The following is a 21,197-nucleotide window of genomic DNA, read 5'->3' on the forward strand; positions in this document are numbered from 1 at the left end:
TCGACCCGATCACCGGCCGTTGATCGCCGATCACTTGTGACGACGATCACCGGCCTGCTGGCATGGAAGGCCCGGCAGTTGGTGCGACACAGTCGAACACGAGAGGACCCTTCCATGTCACGAACGCGATCCCGGATCGCGGCGAGTGTGGTAAGCGCCTTCACCTCACTGGCACTGATCGCTCCCCTTCCCGCCGCGGCAGAACCCTCCCCTCCACCGCAGGCCGGATGGGTGGGCAGCTGGCACGCCGCCATGACCGGACCTGCCCGCAGCGGGCCGTCGCTCGACGGGTTCACCGACACCACCCTGCGCCAGGTCGCGCACCTGTCCGTGGGCGGCGATTCCGTGCGTGTGCGGCTCAGCAACGCCTACGGCCAGTCGCCGCTTGTCGTCGGTTCCGTCACGGTGGCCCCAAGGCCGGACAGCGGCGCAGGCACCCCGGACGTCGATGCCGGCGCCCTGGTTCCCGTCACCTTCGGCGGCAGGACGTCGGTGACCGTCCCGGCAGGCGCGGACTGGGTCTCCGACCCGGTCAACGTCACCGTGCCGGACGACTCCGACCTGGCCGTCAGCCTGTACCTGCCGGGCCCCACCGGCCCAGCCACCTTCCACGCGCGGGGATACGCGACGTCGTTCACCGCCACCGGTGACGCCACCACCGACCCCGGTGCCGCGTTCACGGCACTGGACACGTCGCGTTACTTCCTCAGCGGGGTCGATGTCACGGCACGAGCCAAGGGCTCCGTCGTGTTCTTCGGCGACTCCATCACCGACGGCGTCGTCTCCAGTGTCGATGCGAACCTGCGCTACCCCGACCAGGTCGCCGACCGGCTGCTGGAGCGTCCCGAGCCGCAGGAATGCGGTGTGCTCAACAGCGGCATCAGCGGCAACCGCCTGCTGACCGACGCCGGGTCGTCGGGCGACTCCGCGCTCTCCCGCTTCGAGCGCGACGTGGTGAGCAGGCAGGGCGTGCGGTCGGTGGTGCTGCTGGAGGGCATCAACGACATCGGCGGCAGCCGAGGTGCCGTGGAGCCCGAGCAGCTCATCGCCGTCTACCGGCAGTTCATCGCCAGAGCCCACGACGCGGGTATCGAGGTGATCGGGGCCACGCTGACCCCGTTCGAGGGCGCCGGGTACTACACCGAGGCCGGTGAGGCCGACCGGCAGGCGGTGAACGAGTGGATCAGGACCTCGGGCGAGTTCGACGCCGTCGTGGACCTCGACGCCGCCGTGCGCGATCCTGAGCACCCGACCCGTTTCCTGCCCGCCTACGACATCGGTGATCACCTGCACCCCAACGACGCGGGGTTCGCCGCGATGGCCGAGGCCATCGACCTGCGCACCATCTGCTGAACGCGGTAGCGCGAGGCCGCCGAAGGGAGGGACTCGGCCTGTGAGCTGAAGCACATCGCTCACGGGCGGATCCCTCCCCTCGGCCGGTCTGGTGAACTGGGTCACCATGGAGCGCTTCGCGGGACACGAGGGCGGCATCCACGCCGTGGCCGTCTCACCGAACGGCACCAGGGTCGTCACGGCGGGCGAGGATCTCGTGATCCGCGAATGGGACCTGTTCACGGGCAGGCTGCGCAGGGAACTGCCGGGACACTCGCGGCCCGTCCGCGCGGTGGCGGTCCACGGCGACACGATGGTGACCTGCGACGAGTCCGGGCAGGCACGTACCTGGGCTTACACGTTCGGCCAGTCACTGCACCGGGGTGCCGTGCGCTCGCAGTGGGCTCTCACCACCACGGCGTGCGCCCCGGCGTCCGCGAGCAGGGGTGCGGTGGTGGCCGGGCTCGCCAACGGCGACGTGATCCTGCACGACCTGGCCGAAGGCTCGGTCAGAACACTGCTCTCCACGGGGGTGTGGGTCGATGCCGTCGCCACCACCCCGTCGGCGGGCAGGGTCGCTGTCGGCGTCGAGCACAGGGGCGCCTACGTCGTGGACGTGGGCCCTGGCGAGGTGCGGCACGTGGGCACCGGCACCGTCACAGCCGTCGCCGTGCGCGAGTCCCACCACGGCGACCTGCTCACCGGAGGCGCCGACGGCGCCGTGATCTTGTGGGACACCGCCCAGAACGCCCCGCTCGTCCGATTCCCCGGGCACACCTCACCCGTGTCGTCGGTGGCGTTCGGGGACGACGACACCCAGGTCTTCGCCGCGGCCGAGGACGGCACCCTGCTGGCGTGGGATTCGTCGAGACCACACGACCCGGCAGTCCTCAACGGACACATCGGCGGCGTGCGCGCCCTCGCCTCCGTTCCCGGCGGCGAGCACGTCGTGAGCATCGGCGAGGACGGCACCATCCGCGTGTGGGATCACCTCGTCGGTGAGCAGGTCGCGGGCACCGGGTTCACCGAGCCCGCGCCACCGCCGCCCCGCCCGACCCCGGCCAGCGACGAACCCAGCTCCCGGGACCTGCTGAACTTCCGGCAGGACGTCCGCACACTCGCCGCGATGATCGCCGACCGCACCACCGAACCGCCGCTGTGCGTGGCGTTGCTCGGCCCGTGGGGCTCCGGTAAGTCGAGTTTCGTGCGCCAGCTGCACGACCGGGTTGACACGCTGGCCGATCTGTCCCGCAACAATCCGGGGCGCAGCGTGTTCGCCGCCACCGTGCGGCAGGTGCGGTTCAACGCCTGGCACTACCACGACGACGAGCTGTGGGTCGGCATGGTGGAGCAGTTGTTCGCCGACCTCGCCGACGATCCCGGCGACGTGCCGAGGGCCCGCGACGAACTCAGGACGAGGCTCGCCGACCTCGAAACGGTGCGCGACAACGCCGACCGCTCCCCGATCCTGCGCACACTGCGGCTGTTGAAGTCCGGTGTGGACCCGGGGACCCGGCGAAGGCGCCGCAAAGCCGCCGTGGTGTCGGCTGTGGTGGGCTTACTGGGGATCGCGGCGGTCGTGGCGGGGTGGTTCTTCCTGCGCAACTGGCTGATCACGGCGGCAGGCGCGCTCGTCGCTGTCATCACGGCCGTGGCCTCCGTGGCAGGCGCGCTCGACACGGTGCGCACGTCCGTGGCCCCGCTCACCTCCGGCGTGCGCGACACGATGCGGGCCCGCAGGGACGAGCTGGACACCGAGATCCGGGCCGTGCGCGAGCGGTTGAGCCAGCTCGATGCCGCCCACCGGATGCGGGAACTCGTCGATGCGGTGCGCCAGGGCCGGTACGGGCAGTACCGGGGGTTGCTCGGCCGCGTTCACGAGGATCTGCGGGTACTGGACAGGGACATGCGCGCCGCGCAGGCGGAGTGGCAGCTCGCGGGCTCACAAGGCCCGCCACCGCTGGAACGCATCGTGCTCTACATCGACGATCTCGACCGCTGCTCGCCGCGCAAGGTCGTCGATGTCCTCGCGGCCGTGCACCTGCTGCTCGCGCTGCCCCTGTTCGTCGTGGTCGTGGCTGTGGACCCCCGATGGCTGCGCTGGTGCCTCGACGAGGTCGGCCTGCCACCGGAGTACCTCGACAAGGTCTTCCAGATCGTCTACGCCCTGCGTCCCATGGGCACGAGCACGGCAGGGCTCATCGACGCGATGGTGCCTCCACCGGGGGACGATTCAGTTCGTCCCGCTCAGCCTGCGCCGTCCGGTGGGGCGGGCTCGCCCGACCCGGCCCCACCGGATCGGCAGTCTTCCGCGCGGCAGGCCAGGGTGCGCGGGCAGGAGGCCAGGGAACTGCGCACCGGACGCCTCCACCTCAGGCAGGAGGAACGCGACCACCTTCACCGCATCGCACCGCGCCTGCCCACTCCGCGCGCGGTGAAGAAACTGGTGAATTTGTATCGACTCGTTCGCGTCGGTATCCGCGACGACGAATTCGATGCCTTTCCCTATCGCGCCGTGCTCACCCTGCTCGGATTGCTGGTGGCCGACCCGGCGTCGGCTCGTTCCGTTTTCGTCGCGATCGTCACCACCGACGATTTCTCGTCCGCCCTTCCACTTGAATGGCGCGACGACATCGTCGATGATCTCCAGACGTATCGGCACTGGGTCGGGACCATCGCGCGATTCGGTTTCGACACGCACGACCTGGTGACACCGTGACAAGCCCGGCGAAGCCGGAGACGACAAGCCGGGCGAAGCCGGATGGCGGGGGCAGCGCCCTGCGAGTTCCGGGCCGACTGGGGGAGGATGGCCGTGACCATGGATCGCCGCACGATGCCGAGGACGGTCGGCGCGCTGGTGGGCGCCGTACTCGTCACAGGAACGCTGCTGCTGCCGTCGAACGGGGCAGAGGTCGATTTCTCCCACTGCGTCGAGATCAAGGTGAACTCGTCAACGGAAAAGGGCGACCTCGTTCAGAAACTGGCCGAGCAGTACAACGCAGACCGGCGCGTGGTCGGTGGGGTGTGCGGCAGGGTCGAGGTGGAGAAGCTGACATCAGGGGCGGCCTCCGAGCATCTCGAACGGGGCTGGAACGAGCAGGCCTCGGAGGTCTCCGAACCGGACGTCTGGCTGCCGAGCACATCGCTGTGGGCCAGACTCCTCGAACACCGCAGGGGCGAGGACGTGGTGTCCGGCGAGGACGACTCCATCATCACGAGCCCCCTCGTGATCGCCATGCCGGAGCGAATGGCGAAGGCGCTCGGCTGGCCGGAGAGGTCGCTGGGCTGGTCCGACCTGAGGGACCTCGTGAACGGCCCCGGCTGGAGCGAGTACGGGCATCCCGAGTGGGGTCGCTTCCGGATGGGCAAGGACAACCCTCGGTTGTCCAGCTCCGGCCTCGCCGCCACCATCGCCACCTACCACGCGGCCACTCTCGCTCACGGCGGTTTCACCGAGCAGAACCTCGACGAGAACGGGGACGTGCTCACGTTCGCGCGCAACATCGAGTCGTCGGTACTGCATTACGAAAAGGATTCGGTGGTGTTCCTCGAAACCCTCTACGCCGAGGAGCAGAAAGCCAGCCCCAGGCCGTACGTCAGCGCGATCGCGATCCAGGAACAGATGGTCTACCACTACAACCAGGGTGAGCTGGCAGGCGAGGTGACCGACCTCGGAACGAAAGCGAAACCGCGCGACCGGCTGGTGGCGATCCACCCCGACGACGGAACCGTGCTCCTCGATCACCCGTATCTCGTGCTGCGTGGCGTCAGCGAGCAGAAACGCGCCGTCGCGGAGGACTTCCGCACGTACCTGCTCGCCGAGAAGCAGCAGCAGGCCTTCGTCAAAGACGGTTTCCGCGACGCCGAGGGAGAGACGGACGAGACCGTCGCCTCCAGCGTGGGCAGCAGCACCCGGTGGGACACGAAACCCATCGACCTTCCCGAGACGGCCATGGTGCACACCATGCTCGAAAGCTGGGAGAAGGTGCGTCTCAGGGGCAGCGTCCTGCTGCTGCTCGACGTGTCGGAGTCCATGAAGGAGACCGCCGACGCGGCAGCCACGCAGGTGGAGTCGAAGCTGGAGAAGCTCAGGCCCGCTGTGCTGCGCGGCCTCGAACTGCTCGACGACGACGACGAGGTGGCCCTGTGGACGTTCGCTACCGAACCGGCCTTCACGGAGGTCGTGCCGATGGGCAGGGTGGACAAGGTCCGTGACGAACTCACCGCCCACGTGGACGGCCTCGAGGTACGGGGAAACCGCACGGCCCTCTACGAGGCCACGCGCGCCGCGCACGAGGCGATGCGGGAGAACCTCGACGCCGATCGCATCAACGCCGTCGTCGTGCTCACCGACGGCCACGACACGACACGTGACGGTATGTCGCGCGCCGAACTGCTCGACGCCATCGACGCCGAGTACCTCGACACGTCGGTCCGCGTCTTCACCATCGCCTACGGAAAGGACGCCGACCGCGCCACCCTCGCCGAGATCGCCGCCGCATCCAAGGCACAGTCCTACGACGCGAGCGACCCCAACACCATCGAACAGGTGTTCATCAGTGCGTTCAGCAATTTCTGACCCGATCGTCCTGCCGCTGCTGTTCGGGCTCGTGGGTGGCGTCGTCACCGCCACGAAACAGGGCTGGTGGGGCGTCGTCGCGGGCGTGGTCGTCGCCGCAGCCGTCCACGCCTCGATGGTGCTGACCACCGCCGTGCTCGACCGCGCGGGACGCGAGGCGAGCCGGGCCGCGCCAGAACCATCGCCCACCGAGCACGACTATTTCGTCCGGTGCCTTCGCGCGGTGAGAACCCTGCCCCCGCACGAAACGGACCTGTCGTCGGAGTTGAACGACCTGCTCCTCGCCGTGGAGCAGGCGAAGGCGGCGCGGGACGGTGAGCTGACGCTCGCGGGACTCGACGCCCTGCGCAAGACCGCGGAACAGCTGGAGAACATCGACACGACGGCCTCGATCGGGCAGATCGAGTACCGGCTCCGCCGGATCAGGGAGAGCCTGCGGAACATCCTCGACGGCATGGGTGACGAACCCGCTCTCCGATGACGGATGTCGGATTCTGTTCCACTGTGGAAGAATCCGAACACCGCCAGCGTCAGCAGCGCAGGCGTCCGGCAGCACAAAGTGCCGGACGACCTGCGAGACTTCCTCCGCCGAGCCTCTGAGCCGGCGAAGCACCCGGCTCGATAGGCTTGGGAAATTGTGCGATCCTGTGCTCATCGGGCGACATCCGGCGGCGGCACAGCGACGCCACCGACGCGAGGAGGACGGCCCATGCTGGCGAGCCAACGCCGGTCGCGGATTCTGGAGGAGATCCGCCGATCCGGCGCCGTGCGGGTGAGCACGCTGGTCGAGCGGCTCGGCGTTTCGGATATGACCGTGCGCCGCGATCTGGAGGTACTGGCTCAGCAGGGCCAGCTACAGAAGGTGCACGGCGGAGCCGTCCTGCCCGGCGCGCGCAGCACGGAGGAACCCGGGTTCGCCGCCAAATCCAGCCGGGAGAACGCCGAGAAACTCGCCATCGCCAGCGAGGCGGTTCGCTTCGTGGAGCCGGGAATGGCGGTCGGCGTGTCGGCAGGCACGACGACGTGGACGTTCGCCAGCCTGCTGCGCGAGACGCCCGACATCACGGTGGTCACCAACTCCGTGCAGGTCGCCGACGTGTTCTCCCGGCGCCCGCGCACCGACCAGACCGTCGTCCTCACCGGCGGCATCCGCACCCCGTCGGAAGCGCTGGTAGGCCCGTTCGCCGTGTCCGCGATCCGCTCGGTGAACCTGGACATCATGTTCATGGGCGTGCACGGCATGGACGTGCACAGCGGCTTCACCACACCCAACCTCATGGAAGCCGAGACTGATCGCGCGTTCGTGGCGGCGTCGAGGCGGTTCGTGGTGCTGGCCGACCACACGAAGTACGGCGTGCTCGGCATCAGCACCATCGCCGACATCGACGCCGCCGATGTGCTGATCACCGACTCCGGGCTCGCCGAGGAGCACCAGCGGGCTCTGCGCGAGCGCGTCGGTGACCTCGTCGTGGTGGACGCGGCGGCGCAGGACACGGCAGGCGGCGATTCCGGCAGCGAGGCGGGCGCATGATCCACGAGTCCGCCGTCCGGCCCGGCCTCGGCGCGGTGTCCCCCGCCTCCCCCGTCAGCACGGCATTCGCCGAGACTTTCGGCGGTGAGCCCGAGGGAGTGTGGTGCGCGCCGGGCCGGGTCAACGTCATCGGCGAGCACACCGACTACAACGACGGGTTCGTCCTTCCCATGGCGCTGCCGCACGGTGTGCGTGTGGCGGCGCGGCGGGCATCCGGCGCGCTGGTGCGCGTGCGATCACTTCAGGAACCCGGTGCCGACGTGAGTGTCCGGCTCGGCGCGGGGCCGCGTGAGGTCACCGGCTGGCCCGCCTACGTCGCAGGCGTGGTGTGGAGTCTGCGCGAGGCGGGGCACGACGTGGGCGGCCTCGAACTCGTCGTGGACGGTGACGTCCCGGCAGGCGCGGGGCTGTCGTCGTCGGCCGCACTGGAATGCGCCGTGGCGAGTGCGCTCAACGACCTGTTCGCCCTCGGTATGGAGCGGGCCGACCTCGCGTTGTCGGCTCAGCGCGCCGAGAACGACTTCGTGGGCATGCCCTGCGGTGTGATGGACCAGATGGCCTCCATCGCCTGCCAGGAAGGTCACCTGCTTTTCCTGGACACCCGCTCGATGGCCACCGAGCACGTTCCATTCGACCCCTCGGCCCACGGCCGGACCCTGCTCGTGATCGACACGCGGGCGCCGCACCGGCTCGTGGACGGCGAGTACGCCAGGCGCCGCGCCGCCTGCGAGGCCGCGGTGGCGGCCCTGGGTGTGCGCGCGCTGCGCGACATCGCCGTCGAGGACCTTCCATCGGTGCTGTCGCGTATGGACAGTGAAGAGCAGCGGCGCAGGGTGCGGCACGTGGTCACCGAGAACGCCCGCGTCACCGAGGTGGTGGCCAGATTGCGCGAGGGTGACCTCGACGGGACAGGGCCCGCGCTGACGGCGTCCCATGTCTCGCTGCGCGACGACTACGAGGTCACCGTCGGCGAACTCGACACCGCTGTGGAGGCCGCCCTCGGCGCCGGAGCGCTGGGCGCCCGCATGACCGGAGGAGGGTTCGGCGGTTGCGTGGTCTCACTGGTGCCGGACGACCGTGTTGACGCCGTTCTCGACGCCGTGCGCACCGCGTTCGCCGCCGAGGGCTACGCCGAACCGAGGGCTTTCGCCGCCACCCCGTCGGCTGGTGCCCACCGGGTCCGCTGAGCGCGGAGGTGGAACGAGCCACCCCCGCCCCCGCACTGGTCAACGCCCGCCGGAGGCGAGCAGGGCGACCTCGTCCCGAGACAGGGCGCGGTCGAAGATCCTGACCTCGTCCACGTCGCCGCGCAGGTGGTCCACGTCGGCACCGCCGTACCGGGCTCGACCGATCACCGTGTTGCCGTCACCTCCCTCGGCGAGGCACGCGCCTCTGGTGTCGGCGTGTTGCCCGTCCACGTAGAGCGACAGGGTTCCGGCCTCGGCGTCGCGAACGCCCGTCAGGTGGTACCACCGGCCGGGCTCCGGCTTCTCCGGCGAGAGGGTGCGCAGCCCCGCGAAGCTCATCGCCCACCTCTGGTCCTGTCCGGAGTACTGGAGGAAGAACGCGCTGTGGACATCGGTGTCCTGGCTGACGACGGTCTGGAAGCCGGTTCCCGCCTCGTCGAGCCGGACCCACGCCGACACCGAGTAGCTGCCCCGGGTGTCGGCGAGCGCCGCGCCGGTGTCCGCCTCACCCGCACCGGCGAACGACGCCGCGCCGCCGCGAACGCCGTCCGTCCACTCGGTGCCCGTGAGCGTCGCGTCGGCGTCGCCGACGGCGTCCTCGGCGACGGAACCCGTTCCCTCGTCGAACAGGTAGGCGTGAACGCCGTCGAGTCCAGGTGTTCCCGGCAACGGAGCGGGCTGTCCGCCCTCGGAGCCGTCGGCCTTCTCGATGATCTCCTCGTTGATGCGGCGGACGGCCTCGAAGTCCATCTTCTCCACCATCCTGTCGTAGGTGAAAAAGCCGTTGACCTCGTGTTCGACATCGGTGAGCTGCGTGTAGACCGCGCCGCTGATGCCGCACGACCTCGCCGCTCTCAACACGGTTCGCTGGTTATCGACGTAGGCGGCCGTCAGACTCCCGGAGTCGGGCAGCATGTGATAGGCGTGCCCCTCGCCGAACCACATGTGACCGTCCACTTCCAGACCGAACCCGCCGTGCTCGCCGTCGATGGCGACGCGGTGCGCGTCCGGTTCCGGCGTGGCAGGCCCGACGTAGGCGTGCCAGTCGATGACGTGGCCCTTGCCCGAATCGCCGAGTGAGTCGCAGCAGTTCACTCCACTGTGGGCGTTGACGAGCCGGGTCGGGTCCTGGGCGGCGATCTCCTCGGCGATGCGGCCGGTGTCCTCCCGTGCCCACTCGCCCCAGCCCTCGTTGAACGGCACCCACCCGATGATCGAGGTCCAGTTCTTCTTCTCCGCCACGAGTTCCCGCAGCTCGGACTCGAACTGCGCCGCCGCGTCCGCAGGCGGCCTGCCCCCGGTGCGCATCGACGGCATGTCCTGCCACACGAGCAGGCCGAGCCGGTCGGCGTGGTAATACCAGCGGTCGGGCTCGGTCTTGATGTGCTTGCGCACGGTGTTGAAGCCGAGGCGCTTGTGCGCCTCCAGGTCCCAGCGCAGCGCCTCGTCGGTCGGCGCGGTGTAGATGCCGTCCGGCCAGTAGCCCTGGTCCAGTGTGGACATCAGAAACAGGATCTCGCCGTTGAGCGTGATCCGCCGTTTCCCGTCCTCGCCCTCGGTCATGCCGATCTCGCGCATGCCGAAGTAGGACGACACCCGGTCCACCACCCCATCCCGATCCTTCAGCACGACGTCGAGGTCGTAGAGGAACGGCGAGTCCGGCGACCACAGTCGCGCGTCCGGAACGGCGACGGTCAGCGGCAGGCCGGCTTCGCCACGCGCCCGGCTGATGACGCGCTCGCCGTCGCGCACCACGGCCTCCACCGTCAGGCCCCTGGAGGGACCTTCGGTGTTCACGGTGAGGCCGAGCGTGGCCGTGTCGATGTCCGGAACCAGGTCCAGAGTCGTGATGTGGGTTTCGGCGACCGGCTCCATCCACACGGTCTGCCAGATGCCCGAGGCCCCCTCGTAGAAGATGCCGCGATCGGGGACCCTGCGTTGCTTGCCCACCGGCTGCCAGGTGGCGTCGGTCAGGTCGGTGACTCCCACGACGATCTCCTGCTCGCCGCCCGGCCGTAGCGCGTCGGTGATGTCGGCGGAGAAGGCGTCGTAGCCGCCGGTGTGCGAGGCGACCTCGTGCCCGTTGACGTACACCGTCGCCTCGTAGTCAACGGCACCGAAGTGCAGGAGGAGGCGGTTGTGCTCGCCGATACGCCAGTTCCTCGGCACGGTGACGGTGCGGCGATACCACATGTGGTCGGCGCGCCGCTGGATTCCGGACAGCGCCGACTCCGTCGGGTAGGGCACGAGGATGCGCTCGGGCAGCGTCTCGCCGAACGGCGGCGACTCACCCTCGGTCGCGCCCGTGAACTCCCAGACGCCGTTGAGGTTGCGCCATTCGGGACGGGTGAGCTGGGGCCTCGGGTACTCGGGCAGCGCATTCCCGGGTGACACGTCGCCCGTCCACGGCGTCGCGAGTGGTGGTTCGCCGATCGTCCATTCGGCCGAGGGCTCGGCGGTGGCCGCCGGGGTGAGGGCCGCGAACAGCAGCGCGGATATCGCGGCGAGCGCGCCGCGCCGCCGGACGCGGCGGTCACGGGATCGGGGCGGTGGTGCGGGTGACAGCATCGAACACCCTCCTCGCAGGGGACCGCGTCGGCCATCGCCGCCGACGCAGGGAACGCCGGACCGCGCTCGTGGCGGATGATGTCCGGCGTGAAGCATTTCACACACAACAACCCGGAGTGTCAACATGTGCAATCACTATCGACCAGGTTCAAACACAACATCGCCCGAACAGAGCGATGCCGCAGGCCACCACCGTGCGTACAGGGGAGTAAAGGCACTCGGGTGACAGCTCCCCGTTCGGCCCAGTCGGACCGATACCGGCTGGTGACCACCCGAGCCTGTTGGTTTCTGTTGCTTCGTGGTTGAATTCCTGCGTTCGGCACGTGAGCAGGAAGGGACGAGGCAGCCGGTGAAGAGGACACGAACGTTTCTGGCCGACGGCCGCGAGCTGTTCTACTTCGCGGCCGACGACGAGGCCGTGCCCGCGCCGCCCGACCCGAGAGACCTCCCTGCCGTCAGCACCGCGTCCCAACTGCGCTGGGACCCCCTGCTCGGCGAGTGGGTGATGATGGCGACCCACCGGCAGAACCGCACGTTCATGCCGGCGCGGAACGACTGCCCGCTGTGCCCGTCGAGCGAGGGAAGGCACACCGAGATCCCTGCCCCTGGGTACGCCGTCGCGATCTTCGAGAACCGCTTTCCCAGCCTGTCCACCGAAGCGCGGCTCGACGGCGTCGAGGTGCGGCATCCGCTGGTCGAGGTCCGGCCCGGCTTCGGGCGCTGCGAGGTGGTCTGCTTCACCAGCGACCACCATGCCCGGTTCGCCGACCTCTCCCCGTCCAGGGCGCGGCTGGTCATCGACGCACTGGCCGATCGCACCACCGAACTGTCCACACTCGACGGTGTCGAGCAGGTATTCTGCTTCGAGAGCAGGGGCAAGGAGATCGGGGTCACCCTGCCGCACCCGCACGGGCAGATCTACGCCTACCCGTTCGTCACACCGAGGACCCGGCGGATGCTGGAGGTCGCGCGCCACCACCGCGAACGCACCGGCCGCGACCTGCATCGCGACATCCTGACCGCCGAAAGGCAATCGGGAGTGCGGCTGATCGCCGAGACCGCGCACTGGGTGGCGTTCGTGCCCGCCGCGGCGCGCTGGCCGGTCGAGGTGCACGTCTACCCCCTGCGCAAGGTCCGCACCATCGCCGACCTCGGCGACGCCGAGCGCGACGACTTCACGACGCTCTACCTCGACCTGCTTGTGCGACTGGACCGCCTCTACGGCGATCCCCTCCCCTACATCTCCGCATGGCATCAGGCGCCTGCCTGCGACGACGAGGAGTTGAGCCACCTGCACCTGCAACTGTTCTCGATCCGCCGCTCCGCCGACAAGCTCAAGTACCTGGCCGGCTCGGAGTCGGGAATGGGGGCCTTCATCACCGACGTACTGCCCGAAGACGTCGCCAGCAGGCTCAGGGAGGTGTAGCCGGAAGACACACAGTCCACCGTGTCCACAGTGTTCACTCTGCTGTTCACAGCGGTGTCCACGTCGCTGTTCACAGCGGTGTCCACGTCGCTGTTCACAGCGGCGGCGTGAACCTGACCCGATCCTTCGTCCCGGCGCGGGCCACGCCCCACGCGCGTGTCCGCACCGGCTTCGCCCGACGAATCCCCATGACTTCTCCCCGACCACCGGAGGTGGGCCGTGCACGTCCTCGCTGAAGCGGACCTGCGCCTCGACGCAGCGGCGATCGACTACGTATTGCTCGCGTTCTATTTCGTGCTCGTACTCGGCATCGGATACCTCGCCCGCAGGCAGGTGTCCACAAGTCTCGACTTCTTCCTGTCCGGCCGCTCGCTGCCCGCCTGGGTGACCGGCCTTGCCTTCGTCGCCGCCAACCTCGGCGCGATCGAGGTCATGGGAATGTCGGCCAACGGCGCCCAGTACGGGATGCCGACCGCCCACTACTTCTGGATCGGCGCCGTTCCCGCGATGCTGTTCCTCGGCATCGTGATGATGCCGTTCTACTACGGGTCGAAGGTGCGCAGCGTTCCCGAGTTCATGCTGCGCCGGTTCGGCAAACCCGCGCACCTGGTGAACGGCATCAGCTTCGCGCTGGCTCAGGTGCTCATCGCAGGCGCGAACCTCTTCCTGCTCGCCACGGTGGTCAACCTCCTGCTCGGCTGGCCCATCTGGCTCTCGGTGATCCTCGCCGCGGTGATCGTGCTCGTCTACACCGCCCTCGGCGGACTCTCCGCCGCGATCTACAACGAGGTCCTCCAGTTCTTCGTCATCGTGGCGGCGCTGCTCCCGCTCACGATCGTCGGGCTCGCCAAGGTCGGTGGCTGGCAGGGACTCGTTGACAAGGTGTCGGCGGGACCGGGAGGGGCCGAACAGCTCAGTTCGTGGCCTGGCAACCAGCTCACCGGTTTCGGCAGCAACTTCCTCTCGGTGCTCGGCCTGGTGTTCGGCCTCGGGTTCGTGCTGTCCTTCGGCTACTGGACCACCAACTTCGTCGAGGTCCAGCGGGCGATGGCGTCGAAGAGCATGTCGGCCGCACGCCGGACGCCGATCATCGGTGCCTTCCCGAAGATGCTGGTGCCGTTCATCGTGATCATCCCCGGCATGGTCGCCGGGGTGAGCGTCACCGAGCTGGCCGGTGAGAACAAGTCCGCGCTGCTGGCTGGTGAAGCGGCCCCGAGCGGGGCGACGTTCAACGACGCGCTGCTGCTGCTGATGCGCGACCTGCTGCCCAACGGCATGCTCGGCATCGCGATCGCGGGCCTGCTGGCGTCGTTCATGGCGGGGATGGCCGCGAACCTCAGCTCGTTCAACACGGTGTTCACCTACGACATCTGGCAGGCGTACGTCGTCAAGGACCGCCCCGACGGCTACTACCTCAGGGCGGGAAGGGTCGTCACCGTCGTCGCCACGGTGCTGGCCATCGGGACGGCGTTCATCGCCGCCTCGTACTCCAACCTGATGGACTACCTGCAACAGCTCTTCTCGTTCTTCAACGCGCCGCTGTTCGCCACGTTCATCCTCGGCATGTTCTGGAAGCGGATGACGCCGACGGCGGGCTGGACCGGCCTCGTCAGCGGTACCGCGGCGGCGGTCGGGGTGTTCCTGCTCGCCGAGACCGGGGTGTGGGACCTGCCGGGGCAGGGCGCGTCGTTCGTCGGGGCGGGCGCGGCCTTCGTGGTGGACATCGCGGTGAGTGTCGCCGTCACCTACGCCACGCAACCCAAGCCGGAAGCACAGCTCGTGGGGCTGGTCTACTCGCTGACCCCGAAGGAAAGCCTGCGGCACTCCACCAGCGGCGAGGACGCGGGCTGGTACCGCCGCCCCGGCTTGCTCGCCGGAATCGTGCTGGCCGTCACCATCCTGTTCAACATCATCTTCTAGGAGGACGAGACCATGACGAACTCCGGAACCCGCCGTGCCAGGGCGTTCGACATCCGCCTCGTGATCGCCCTCCTCATCGGCGTCTACGGCGCCGTGCTGACGGTGCTGGGACTCGGCTTCACCACCGAAGAGGACATCGCCAAGGCAGCCGACATCAACATCAACCTGTGGACCGGCGTCGCCATGCTGATCTTCGCGGGGCTGTTCGTGCTGTGGGCGAAGCTGCGCCCGATCACCGTCCCGCAGGAGGAAGCCGAACGCCTGGAACACGAACACCACAGGGGCGAAGAGAACTGATCACCCACACTCGCTGCGCTGCGGTGCCCGCGCTGCGGTGCCCGCGCTGCGGTGCCCGCGCTGCGGTGCCCGCGCTGTGGTGCGGGAGCGCCGTGGCGCAGCGAGCGCTGTGGGTGCAGCCAGCGCTGTGGGTGCAGCCAGCGCTGTGGGTGCAGCCAGCGCTGTGGGTGCAGCCAGCGCTGTGGGTGCTGTGGTGCTGGTCTGGCGGCCCCCGCATGCCGGGCTGCCGCCACACACCGTGTCCGCACTTCCCGCACCCGTGTCCGCACCTCCCGTACGCGTGTCCGCACCTCCCGCATCTGTGTCTGCACTTCCCGCACCCATGCCCGCACCGCAAAGTGCAAACACCCGTACACAGACTGCGGACACGACACCCCGCGTCTCGTGTCCGCACCTCCCGTACGCGGGTCCGCACCTCCCGTACGCCAGGCCGCGCCGCCCGGCGGGCCGTGGCGGGTCAGGTGCCCGTCAGGGGAAGCACGGCGGCGGCGACACCGGCCACCACCGTTGTCGCGAGACCGCCGAACGCGATGCCACGCCATCCCCCGCGTAGCAGGACGCCGGGCCGCACGGCCGTCCCGAGACCGAAAAGGGCCGCCGAGAACAACACCGTCGTCGCCACCTCGGCGGCGCCGAGCACGCCTTCGGGAACAAGGCCGGTGCCGCGCGCGGCCATCATGAGCAAGAACCCGAGCACGAACATCGGAATCAACGGGGGCCTGCGGGTACCGCCGTCGCGCGGCGTGCGGCGTCGCTGCCAGACACTGACGCCGGCCACCATCGGCGCGAGAAACACCACGCGCGTCAGTTTCACCACCACGGCCACCGCGACAGCCGCCGCGCCCACCGGTGAGGCCGCCACGACCACCTGCGCCACCTCGTGGACGCTCAGCCCCGCCCACGTCGCGATCCGCTCGGGCGACCAGCCCCACCACGAGCCGAGCAGCGGAACCGCCACCATCGCGGCGCTGCCGTAGACGGTGACGAGCGCGACGGCACCTGCCACGTCCTCGTTCTCGGTATCGCTCACGCTGTCCATGGCGGCGATCGCGGAAGCACCGCAGATCGACGTCCCGGTCGCCACCAGCAACCCGAGTCCTCTCGGCAGACCGAGAAGCCTGCCGAGCAACAGGATCGCCGCGAACGACGCCGTCACCGTGACGGTCACGGCGAGGAGTGTTCCCGCCCCGAGATCGACGACGTCGGCCACGCTCAGCCGCAGCCCGAGCAGCACGACGCCGATCCGCAGCAACGTCTTCGCCGCGAAGGTCACGCCCTCGTGTGTCGCGGGGGGCAGCAGCGGCCCCGCCAGTACGCCCAGCACGACGGCGACGGTCAGCGCGCTCACGGACGGCAACGCGGCGTTCACTGCCAGCGCGACGGCGGTCGCCGCCGCGGCCACGGACAGTCCTGGCGCCAGCGACCGGGCCCTGTGGAACCCGGAGCCGACGCGCTCTTCTGGTTGTGCCATGTCGTGAGCGTGTCGGGCGTACCGCGGACGCGGTAGCCGTCGATCTTGTCTGACGTCATAACCTGAGGGAATGCCATCGTTGTCCGATCTCGACGCGCTCCGGCTGCTCCTGCTCGTCCGCGACCGGGGCAGCCTCACCGCCGCCGCGGCCGAACTCGGCATCAGCCAGCCCGCGGCGAGCAAGCGCATGAGCGCGCTGGAACGGCGCTGGAAGATCACACTGCTCGACCGCACGCGGCGGGGCTCGGCACTGACTCCTGCCGGGACACTCGTGTGTGGCCTGGCGCAGCGGGTGCTGGACGAGGTCCGCGCGCTGGAGGACGGCGTCGCGTCGCTGCGGCACGATTACACCGCCAACCTCGTGGTGGCGGCGAGCCTGACGGTGGCCGAACACCTGCTGCCCGCCTGGCTCGGTGAGCTGCGCAGGGAGAACCCCGGCCTGCACGTCGGGTTGGAAGTCACGAACTCGGCGCATGTGTGCGAACTCGTCGAGGCGAAAACGGCCGATCTCGGTTTCGTGGAGACACCGCGGCCGAGGCGAGGGCTGCGCTACCGCACGGTGGCCCGCGATCGGCTCGTGCTCGCCGTGCGGCCGGACCACGGGTGGGCCGGCCGACGGCGTCCTGTCGGCCCGCACGAACTCGCGCGGACACCGCTGGTGAGCCGCGAACGCGGTTCGGGGACCCGCGACACCGTCGAGCAGGCCATGGCCGCCCACGGCGCCACGCTCGCGCCGCCGCTGCTCGAACTCGGCTCAAGCGAGGCGGTCCGCAGCGCCGTGATCGCGGGAGCGGGTCCCGCGCTCGTCAGCGAACTCGTGGTGGCCGGAGCACTCGCCCGAGGTGTGCTCGTCGAGGTTCCCACCATCGGGCTCGAACTCGGCCGCAACCTCCGCGCGGTGTGGCGCACCGGGACCCGCCCCACGCGGGATGCGGCTCGCCTGCTCGCCATCGCCGTACGCGACCACGTACCCGCGCCGCCGCGCTGACCGCCTTCCGGCTACGGCAATCCGGCGAGAGAACTCCCCTGAAGCCGTCCCTGATCGCTACGATCGCGGGATCTCGCGCACGCCGCCGCTGCCGGAGCGTCCTGTCCGCGAAGGAGACGCCTCATGCTGTATCCCTGTAATCGCTGCGGGCGGATGAACACCACGGCTCCCTCCATGTGCTGTGACCGTTGCATCCGGGAGATCGACGTGGAGTCCGAACGGTACGCGCGGGAGACGATGCGCGAGTCCGAGGAGATTCTGAAGCAGTGGCGGCACGAGGACAAGGCGCTCGCCCGCAAGGGCGGATGCGCCGTCCTCGCCTTCGCCACCGTGGCGCTGCCGGTGCTCCTGCTCGTCCTGGATGCGGTGCGCCTCCTGTGACACCGCCGCCCCGGCCTGCTGCCTGGCGTGGACCGCACCCGCAACCCCCAGGCGCGCGGCGTCGCGGCTCCGCTGCGCAACGCGTCCGCGTCAACGGGCCCCGAGCAGGCCACGAGCGCCCCCGGCGCACGGCGGATGCCGTGTCCGGTCATCGGTGCGGCCCCGTACCCGGCTGGTCGTCGGCGCCACGGCCGCCCCGCATCGGGCAGCGGTGCCCGAAGTCTCCGCCGAGCGACGCCTCTCCCTCGTCACACCTCGAATTCGCCTGCCTTGACCCCGGCCACGAAAGCCCGCCACTCCGCCGCCGTGTAGCGGATCGTGGCGTCGTCGGGACGTTTCGAATGCCGGATCAGCACATCCCCGCTGCCGTCGCACACCGGGGTGAATTCCACGCAGTTTCCGTTGGGGTTGCTGAAACTGCTCTTCCTCCACAACAGACCGTGTGTCACGTTGCCTCCAGTTCCTCTGTGATCGTCCTCAGCAGATCGGCCGATTCGGCGGGACTTCTCGCGAGACCACGAATGATCTCCACCGCCTTCCGGTACGCCTCCACGTCGTCCTCGTCGAGCACGAAGGCGCCCGAGCTGTAGTGCTCGAAGTGCACCACCGGTGGCGCGTCGGGGAATTCGTAGAGCACGAAAGGGCCAGCCCAGCCCGGATGCCAGCCGATACGCGGCGGCACGATCTGGACAGTGATGTTGTCGCGACCACCCATCGCGACCAGATGCCGGAGCTGGTCGGCCATCACGGGAGGCGACCCGACGATCTCGCGCACCGCGTCCTCGGCGATGAGCGCGAGCAGCCGGAGTGGATCGCGGCGGGTGACCACCTCCGAACGCCCGACGCGCAGCATCACCCGCGCGTCCACCTCGTGCGGCTCAAGCTGGGTGGCACCGGCTAGCGCGCGGGCGTAGTCGGCGGTCTGGAGCAGGCCGGGTACGACGTCCCGCGCCCACTCGACCACCGCCGAGGCATGGCGTTCCGACTCGATGGCGCCCGCGAGCTGCTGCGGAATCCCCGGCATGCCCACCACGAGCCAGTTCGGTTCCGCGGCGTGGCGGGCGAGCTCGACGAGGCGCTGCTTCTCCTCACCGGTGACGCCGAGCAGGGTCAGCAGCGACGCCGTGTCCTCGGGGTTCGGCAGCCTCCGCCCCGTCGCCCAGTGGGACACGGTGCCATGGCTGAAACCCAGCCGTTGCGAGATCTCTCTCCCGCTCATTCCGGACGCATCCACGAGTCTGCGGATCGCCGCCGTCAACGCGCGGGCCCGTGTCGTCAGCCCGCTGGTGTCCCATGGCACGCGCCGGATCGTAGCGAGAGATCACCCTCGCGCAGCAGTCACACGATCGGGAGATTGCAACTACAGCCTGTAGACAGCCACTGTGATCAGCGAACACCGGAATCCAGGGGGTCCGACGATGGAACGATTTCGCTGGCAGCAGGCGGAAGGACGGCGGCACGCCTACAACGCGTGGAAGACCGCGACACCGCATCCCGGCATCGCGTTCGAGGCGTTGTGCGGCGCGGAGGTCATCCCACGGGAACACGACTTCGTCGAGCTGTCCGGCTGGTGGCACGACCCCACCTGCTGGGCCTGCGACCGCGAATGGCGGGTCCGCGCGGGTTTTCCCGCCCACGACATCCCTCCGCTGCCGGAGAACGCGTGAGCGCTGCCGCCGCCACCCTCGCGGGGTTCGCGTGTGCTGTCACGGCGCGGGGAGCGTCGCGCAGAGTTCGGTGGGAAGGTCGGTGAACTCGCGGTCCAGACCAGTGCATCCGGCGCCGCTCGTGCGCAGCACCGTCTCCCAGTGGTCACGGTCGAACCGCAGGAACCATCGGGCGACGTCGCCGCCCGGCTCGCACTCACCGCCGTCCGGAGCGCACCTGCCCGCCGCCGGATTCACGTCGAGGATCAGCCAGGTGCCGTCACAGGCGCGCACCTCGCGCACGCTGCGCAGGCGCTTCACCGGAACGTCGAGCTGGTACACGGCCTTGTCGATCCACACGGGATCGCAGGTGTCCTCCGGCGGGTGGCAGCCGAGGAGGTCGTCACACCGGCGATAGCGATCACCGTCGGGTGTCCACGCGGGGAAGGCGGCGTTGAACACCAACATCCGCTCACCGAGGGGAGCGGACACCGTCAACGGAACCTCCGCCGTGCGCCGCCCACGGCACGCGCCGACGTCCGGCATCGGCGCCGAGTACATGACGTTGGCGTAGACGGTGTCCGGCCGGTCCGGCAACGCGTCCTGCACGTGTTCGACGCGCACGTCGTCGCCGCAGTCCTCCCCGCCCGAGGGCAGCTCCACCACCACCCGCACCGATCGCTCGCCCGTGCGCACGACGTCAACGACGTCGGCGGCGAACGCCACCGGCTCCGCCACCTGTTCCCGCCCGCTGTCCTGAGCCGGCTCGCGTGTCAGCCCCGCGGTCACCGCGAACGACGCCGCCACCACGCCTGCCACAGCGATCGCCACGGCCCACCCACGCCGACGTCTCATCACCGCACCCCCTCATCCTATGGCTGAAGCCGGTCGAGCCCGGCACGCCGCTCCTTCTCCCTGCGCGCGGCGTCGGCGCGGCTTCGCCTGCTCGCTCGCTGCTTGCCGTCCCGCGGCACCAGCAGCAGCAGATCACCACCCTGAGTCGCGAGAACGCCCCCGAGTTCGGCGTCACCGGCGAACCAGCCCCCACCCTCGATGCCCTGCTGACCCGCGTCGTGGTCGGCCACACCGCGCGCCACCATCATCGGCCACCGCTGCCCCTGCCCGAGGCGGACACTCAGCGTGCCGTTGTCGAGCCCCAGCACGATCCGCACAGGCTCGCGGAACTCCGGGGCGTAGACGGACAGTACCCGGGACTGTGCCCGCAACAGCGCGAGTTGGCCGAAAAGGAAGTAGTGCACGATCTTCGTCACACCGATCCCGACGCCCACGAGCGGGTACAGCACGCCGACGTCGAGCACGAACGGCACCGTGCACAACACGGCCGACAGCGCGAGCAAGGCCGCGTAACGGCGGAGCACGACGGCCCGGTGCAGGCGTAGCAGTCGGCGCAGATCGGCGTCGGCGGGAAGGCCGATCCTGCGCCGCTGCACCCGCCTCACCGCGAGGATCGTCAGGACCAGCAGGCATACCATCCCCGGAATCGCCAGCAGGTACACGGTGTCGCTCGCCACGGACAGTGTCGTCGCGTACGCGGCCAGTGCCGTGCCCGACCACGCCACCGCGCGCCGCCAGCGGCGGCGTGGTGGGTTCGCGGTGTCCACAGTCGTCGGTCGCGTCACCGCGGAACCGTAAGCCGGCGCATGTCACCGGCGCCAGGTGCGGATCGTCACCGTCCGCCGATGGCGAACACGCGGACGCGGGCTGCCGCGTGTGTGCAGGAAGTGCCGACACCCGTGCAGGAAGTGCGGACACGAGACGCAGGGTGTCGTGTCCGCAGTCTGTGTACGGGTGTTTGCACTTTGCGGCGCGGACGCACGTACAGCAAGTGCCGACACCCGTGCAGCAAGTGC

Annotated in this window: 18 protein-coding genes; 12 read left to right on the forward strand and 6 right to left on the reverse strand. The window is 69.5% G+C overall.

Features of this window, described 5'->3' with window-relative positions:
- Positions 1-114 precede the first annotated feature (114 nt).
- From SACXIDRAFT_RS02180 to galK, 6 genes are all read left to right on the forward strand, one after another.
- Entirely contained in the window at positions 115-1,353 is a 1,239-nt protein-coding gene (locus SACXIDRAFT_RS02180; RefSeq protein WP_006236824.1) for an SGNH/GDSL hydrolase family protein, read from the forward strand.
- Between the two features lie 91 nt (positions 1,354-1,444).
- The gene (locus tag SACXIDRAFT_RS02185) at positions 1,445-4,051 is read left to right on the forward strand and encodes a P-loop NTPase fold protein (protein WP_332306756.1); all 2,607 of its coding nucleotides are present in this window, start codon (positions 1,445-1,447) and stop codon (positions 4,049-4,051) included.
- A 99-nt stretch (positions 4,052-4,150) separates the two neighbouring features.
- Positions 4,151-5,911, forward strand: a complete 1,761-nt coding sequence (locus SACXIDRAFT_RS02190) for a substrate-binding and VWA domain-containing protein (RefSeq protein ID WP_040922400.1) — start codon at positions 4,151-4,153, stop codon at positions 5,909-5,911.
- Positions 5,892-6,392, forward strand: coding sequence for a hypothetical protein (locus SACXIDRAFT_RS02195; protein ID WP_006236827.1), 501 nt, complete (start codon positions 5,892-5,894; stop codon positions 6,390-6,392). The genes SACXIDRAFT_RS02190 and SACXIDRAFT_RS02195 overlap by 20 nt, the downstream gene beginning before the upstream one ends.
- 228 nt (positions 6,393-6,620) lie before the next feature.
- The gene (locus SACXIDRAFT_RS02200; protein ID WP_006236828.1) at positions 6,621-7,442 is read left to right on the forward strand and encodes a DeoR/GlpR family DNA-binding transcription regulator; all 822 of its coding nucleotides are present in this window, start codon (positions 6,621-6,623) and stop codon (positions 7,440-7,442) included.
- Complete coding sequence (gene galK / locus SACXIDRAFT_RS02205) at positions 7,439-8,629, forward strand: galactokinase (protein ID WP_006236829.1); 1,191 nt, start codon at positions 7,439-7,441, stop codon at positions 8,627-8,629. Before SACXIDRAFT_RS02200 ends, galK begins: the two co-directional genes overlap by 4 nt.
- Before the next feature lie 39 nt (positions 8,630-8,668).
- Here galK and SACXIDRAFT_RS02210 read toward each other — a convergent pair whose 3' ends face one another.
- Positions 8,669-11,197, reverse strand: coding sequence for a glycoside hydrolase family 2 (locus tag SACXIDRAFT_RS02210; protein ID WP_006236830.1), 2,529 nt, complete (start codon positions 11,195-11,197; stop codon positions 8,669-8,671).
- Positions 11,198-11,546: 349 nt separating this feature from the next.
- On the opposite strand from SACXIDRAFT_RS02210, the gene galT reads away from it, so the two are divergent.
- From galT to SACXIDRAFT_RS02225, 3 genes are all read left to right on the forward strand, one after another.
- Positions 11,547-12,623 carry a galactose-1-phosphate uridylyltransferase gene (galT, locus tag SACXIDRAFT_RS02215; RefSeq protein WP_006236831.1) on the forward strand — a complete coding sequence of 359 codons (1,077 nt, stop codon included), beginning with the start codon at positions 11,547-11,549 and terminating at the stop codon, positions 12,621-12,623.
- A gap of 219 nt (positions 12,624-12,842) precedes the next feature.
- Positions 12,843-14,543: a sodium:solute symporter family protein gene (locus tag SACXIDRAFT_RS02220; RefSeq protein WP_006236832.1), complete on the forward strand. Its 1,701-nt coding sequence runs from the start codon at positions 12,843-12,845 to the stop codon at positions 14,541-14,543.
- A gap of 12 nt (positions 14,544-14,555) precedes the next feature.
- The gene (locus SACXIDRAFT_RS02225; protein WP_006236833.1) at positions 14,556-14,840 is read left to right on the forward strand and encodes a hypothetical protein; all 285 of its coding nucleotides are present in this window, start codon (positions 14,556-14,558) and stop codon (positions 14,838-14,840) included.
- Between the two features lie 457 nt (positions 14,841-15,297).
- Here the strand turns inward: SACXIDRAFT_RS02225 and SACXIDRAFT_RS02230 are convergent, their stop codons facing one another.
- Entirely contained in the window at positions 15,298-16,311 is a 1,014-nt protein-coding gene (locus SACXIDRAFT_RS02230) for a YeiH family protein (protein WP_050986896.1), read from the reverse strand.
- 70 nt (positions 16,312-16,381) lie between these two features.
- On the opposite strand from SACXIDRAFT_RS02230, the gene SACXIDRAFT_RS02235 reads away from it, so the two are divergent.
- Complete coding sequence (locus SACXIDRAFT_RS02235) at positions 16,382-17,299, forward strand: LysR family transcriptional regulator (protein WP_006236835.1); 918 nt, start codon at positions 16,382-16,384, stop codon at positions 17,297-17,299.
- Positions 17,300-17,506: 207 nt separating this feature from the next.
- A complete protein-coding gene (locus tag SACXIDRAFT_RS02240) occupies positions 17,507-17,680 on the forward strand; it encodes a hypothetical protein (protein ID WP_232285227.1) in 174 nt (57 codons plus the stop codon).
- A gap of 248 nt (positions 17,681-17,928) precedes the next feature.
- Here SACXIDRAFT_RS02240 and SACXIDRAFT_RS02245 read toward each other — a convergent pair whose 3' ends face one another.
- Together SACXIDRAFT_RS02245 and SACXIDRAFT_RS02250 are read right to left on the reverse strand one after the other, a co-directional pair.
- A complete protein-coding gene (locus tag SACXIDRAFT_RS02245) occupies positions 17,929-18,129 on the reverse strand; it encodes a DUF397 domain-containing protein (RefSeq protein ID WP_006236837.1) in 201 nt (66 codons plus the stop codon).
- Positions 18,126-18,980, reverse strand: coding sequence for a helix-turn-helix domain-containing protein (locus SACXIDRAFT_RS02250; RefSeq protein ID WP_006236838.1), 855 nt, complete (start codon positions 18,978-18,980; stop codon positions 18,126-18,128). Before SACXIDRAFT_RS02250 ends, SACXIDRAFT_RS02245 begins: the two co-directional genes overlap by 4 nt.
- Positions 18,981-19,098: 118 nt before the next feature.
- On the opposite strand from SACXIDRAFT_RS02250, the gene SACXIDRAFT_RS02255 reads away from it, so the two are divergent.
- Positions 19,099-19,347 (forward strand): HC3 family zinc finger protein, encoded by a 249-nt coding sequence (locus SACXIDRAFT_RS02255; protein WP_006236839.1) that lies wholly within the window; start codon positions 19,099-19,101, stop codon positions 19,345-19,347.
- Between the two features lie 39 nt (positions 19,348-19,386).
- Here SACXIDRAFT_RS02255 and SACXIDRAFT_RS02260 read toward each other — a convergent pair whose 3' ends face one another.
- A complete protein-coding gene (locus SACXIDRAFT_RS02260) occupies positions 19,387-20,181 on the reverse strand; it encodes a hypothetical protein (RefSeq protein ID WP_006236840.1) in 795 nt (264 codons plus the stop codon).
- A gap of 17 nt (positions 20,182-20,198) precedes the next feature.
- The gene (locus SACXIDRAFT_RS02265; RefSeq protein WP_232285228.1) at positions 20,199-20,966 is read right to left on the reverse strand and encodes a hypothetical protein; all 768 of its coding nucleotides are present in this window, start codon (positions 20,964-20,966) and stop codon (positions 20,199-20,201) included.
- Positions 20,967-21,197: the final 231 nt, after the last annotated feature.

This window comes from Saccharomonospora xinjiangensis XJ-54 (genome assembly GCF_000258175.1).
Taxonomy (GTDB): Bacteria; Actinomycetota; Actinomycetes; order Mycobacteriales; family Pseudonocardiaceae; genus Saccharomonospora; species Saccharomonospora xinjiangensis.

Coding starts and splice junctions, on each gene's coding strand:
- SACXIDRAFT_RS02180 (WP_006236824.1), top strand. CDS start 115: ATGTCACGAACGCGATCCCGGATCGCGGCGAGTGTGGTAAGCGCCTTC.
- SACXIDRAFT_RS02190 (WP_040922400.1), top strand. CDS start 4,151: ATGGATCGCCGCACGATGCCGAGGACGGTCGGCGCGCTGGTGGGCGCC.
- SACXIDRAFT_RS02200 (WP_006236828.1), top strand. CDS start 6,621: ATGCTGGCGAGCCAACGCCGGTCGCGGATTCTGGAGGAGATCCGCCGA.
- galK (WP_006236829.1), top strand. CDS start 7,439: ATGATCCACGAGTCCGCCGTCCGGCCCGGCCTCGGCGCGGTGTCCCCC.
- SACXIDRAFT_RS02210 (WP_006236830.1), bottom strand. CDS start 11,197: ATGCTGTCACCCGCACCACCGCCCCGATCCCGTGACCGCCGCGTCCGG.
- SACXIDRAFT_RS02225 (WP_006236833.1), top strand. CDS start 14,556: ATGACGAACTCCGGAACCCGCCGTGCCAGGGCGTTCGACATCCGCCTC.
- SACXIDRAFT_RS02230 (WP_050986896.1), bottom strand. CDS start 16,311: ATGGCACAACCAGAAGAGCGCGTCGGCTCCGGGTTCCACAGGGCCCGG.
- SACXIDRAFT_RS02235 (WP_006236835.1), top strand. CDS start 16,382: ATGCCATCGTTGTCCGATCTCGACGCGCTCCGGCTGCTCCTGCTCGTC.
- SACXIDRAFT_RS02255 (WP_006236839.1), top strand. CDS start 19,099: ATGGAACGATTTCGCTGGCAGCAGGCGGAAGGACGGCGGCACGCCTAC.
- SACXIDRAFT_RS02260 (WP_006236840.1), bottom strand. CDS start 20,181: ATGAGACGTCGGCGTGGGTGGGCCGTGGCGATCGCTGTGGCAGGCGTG.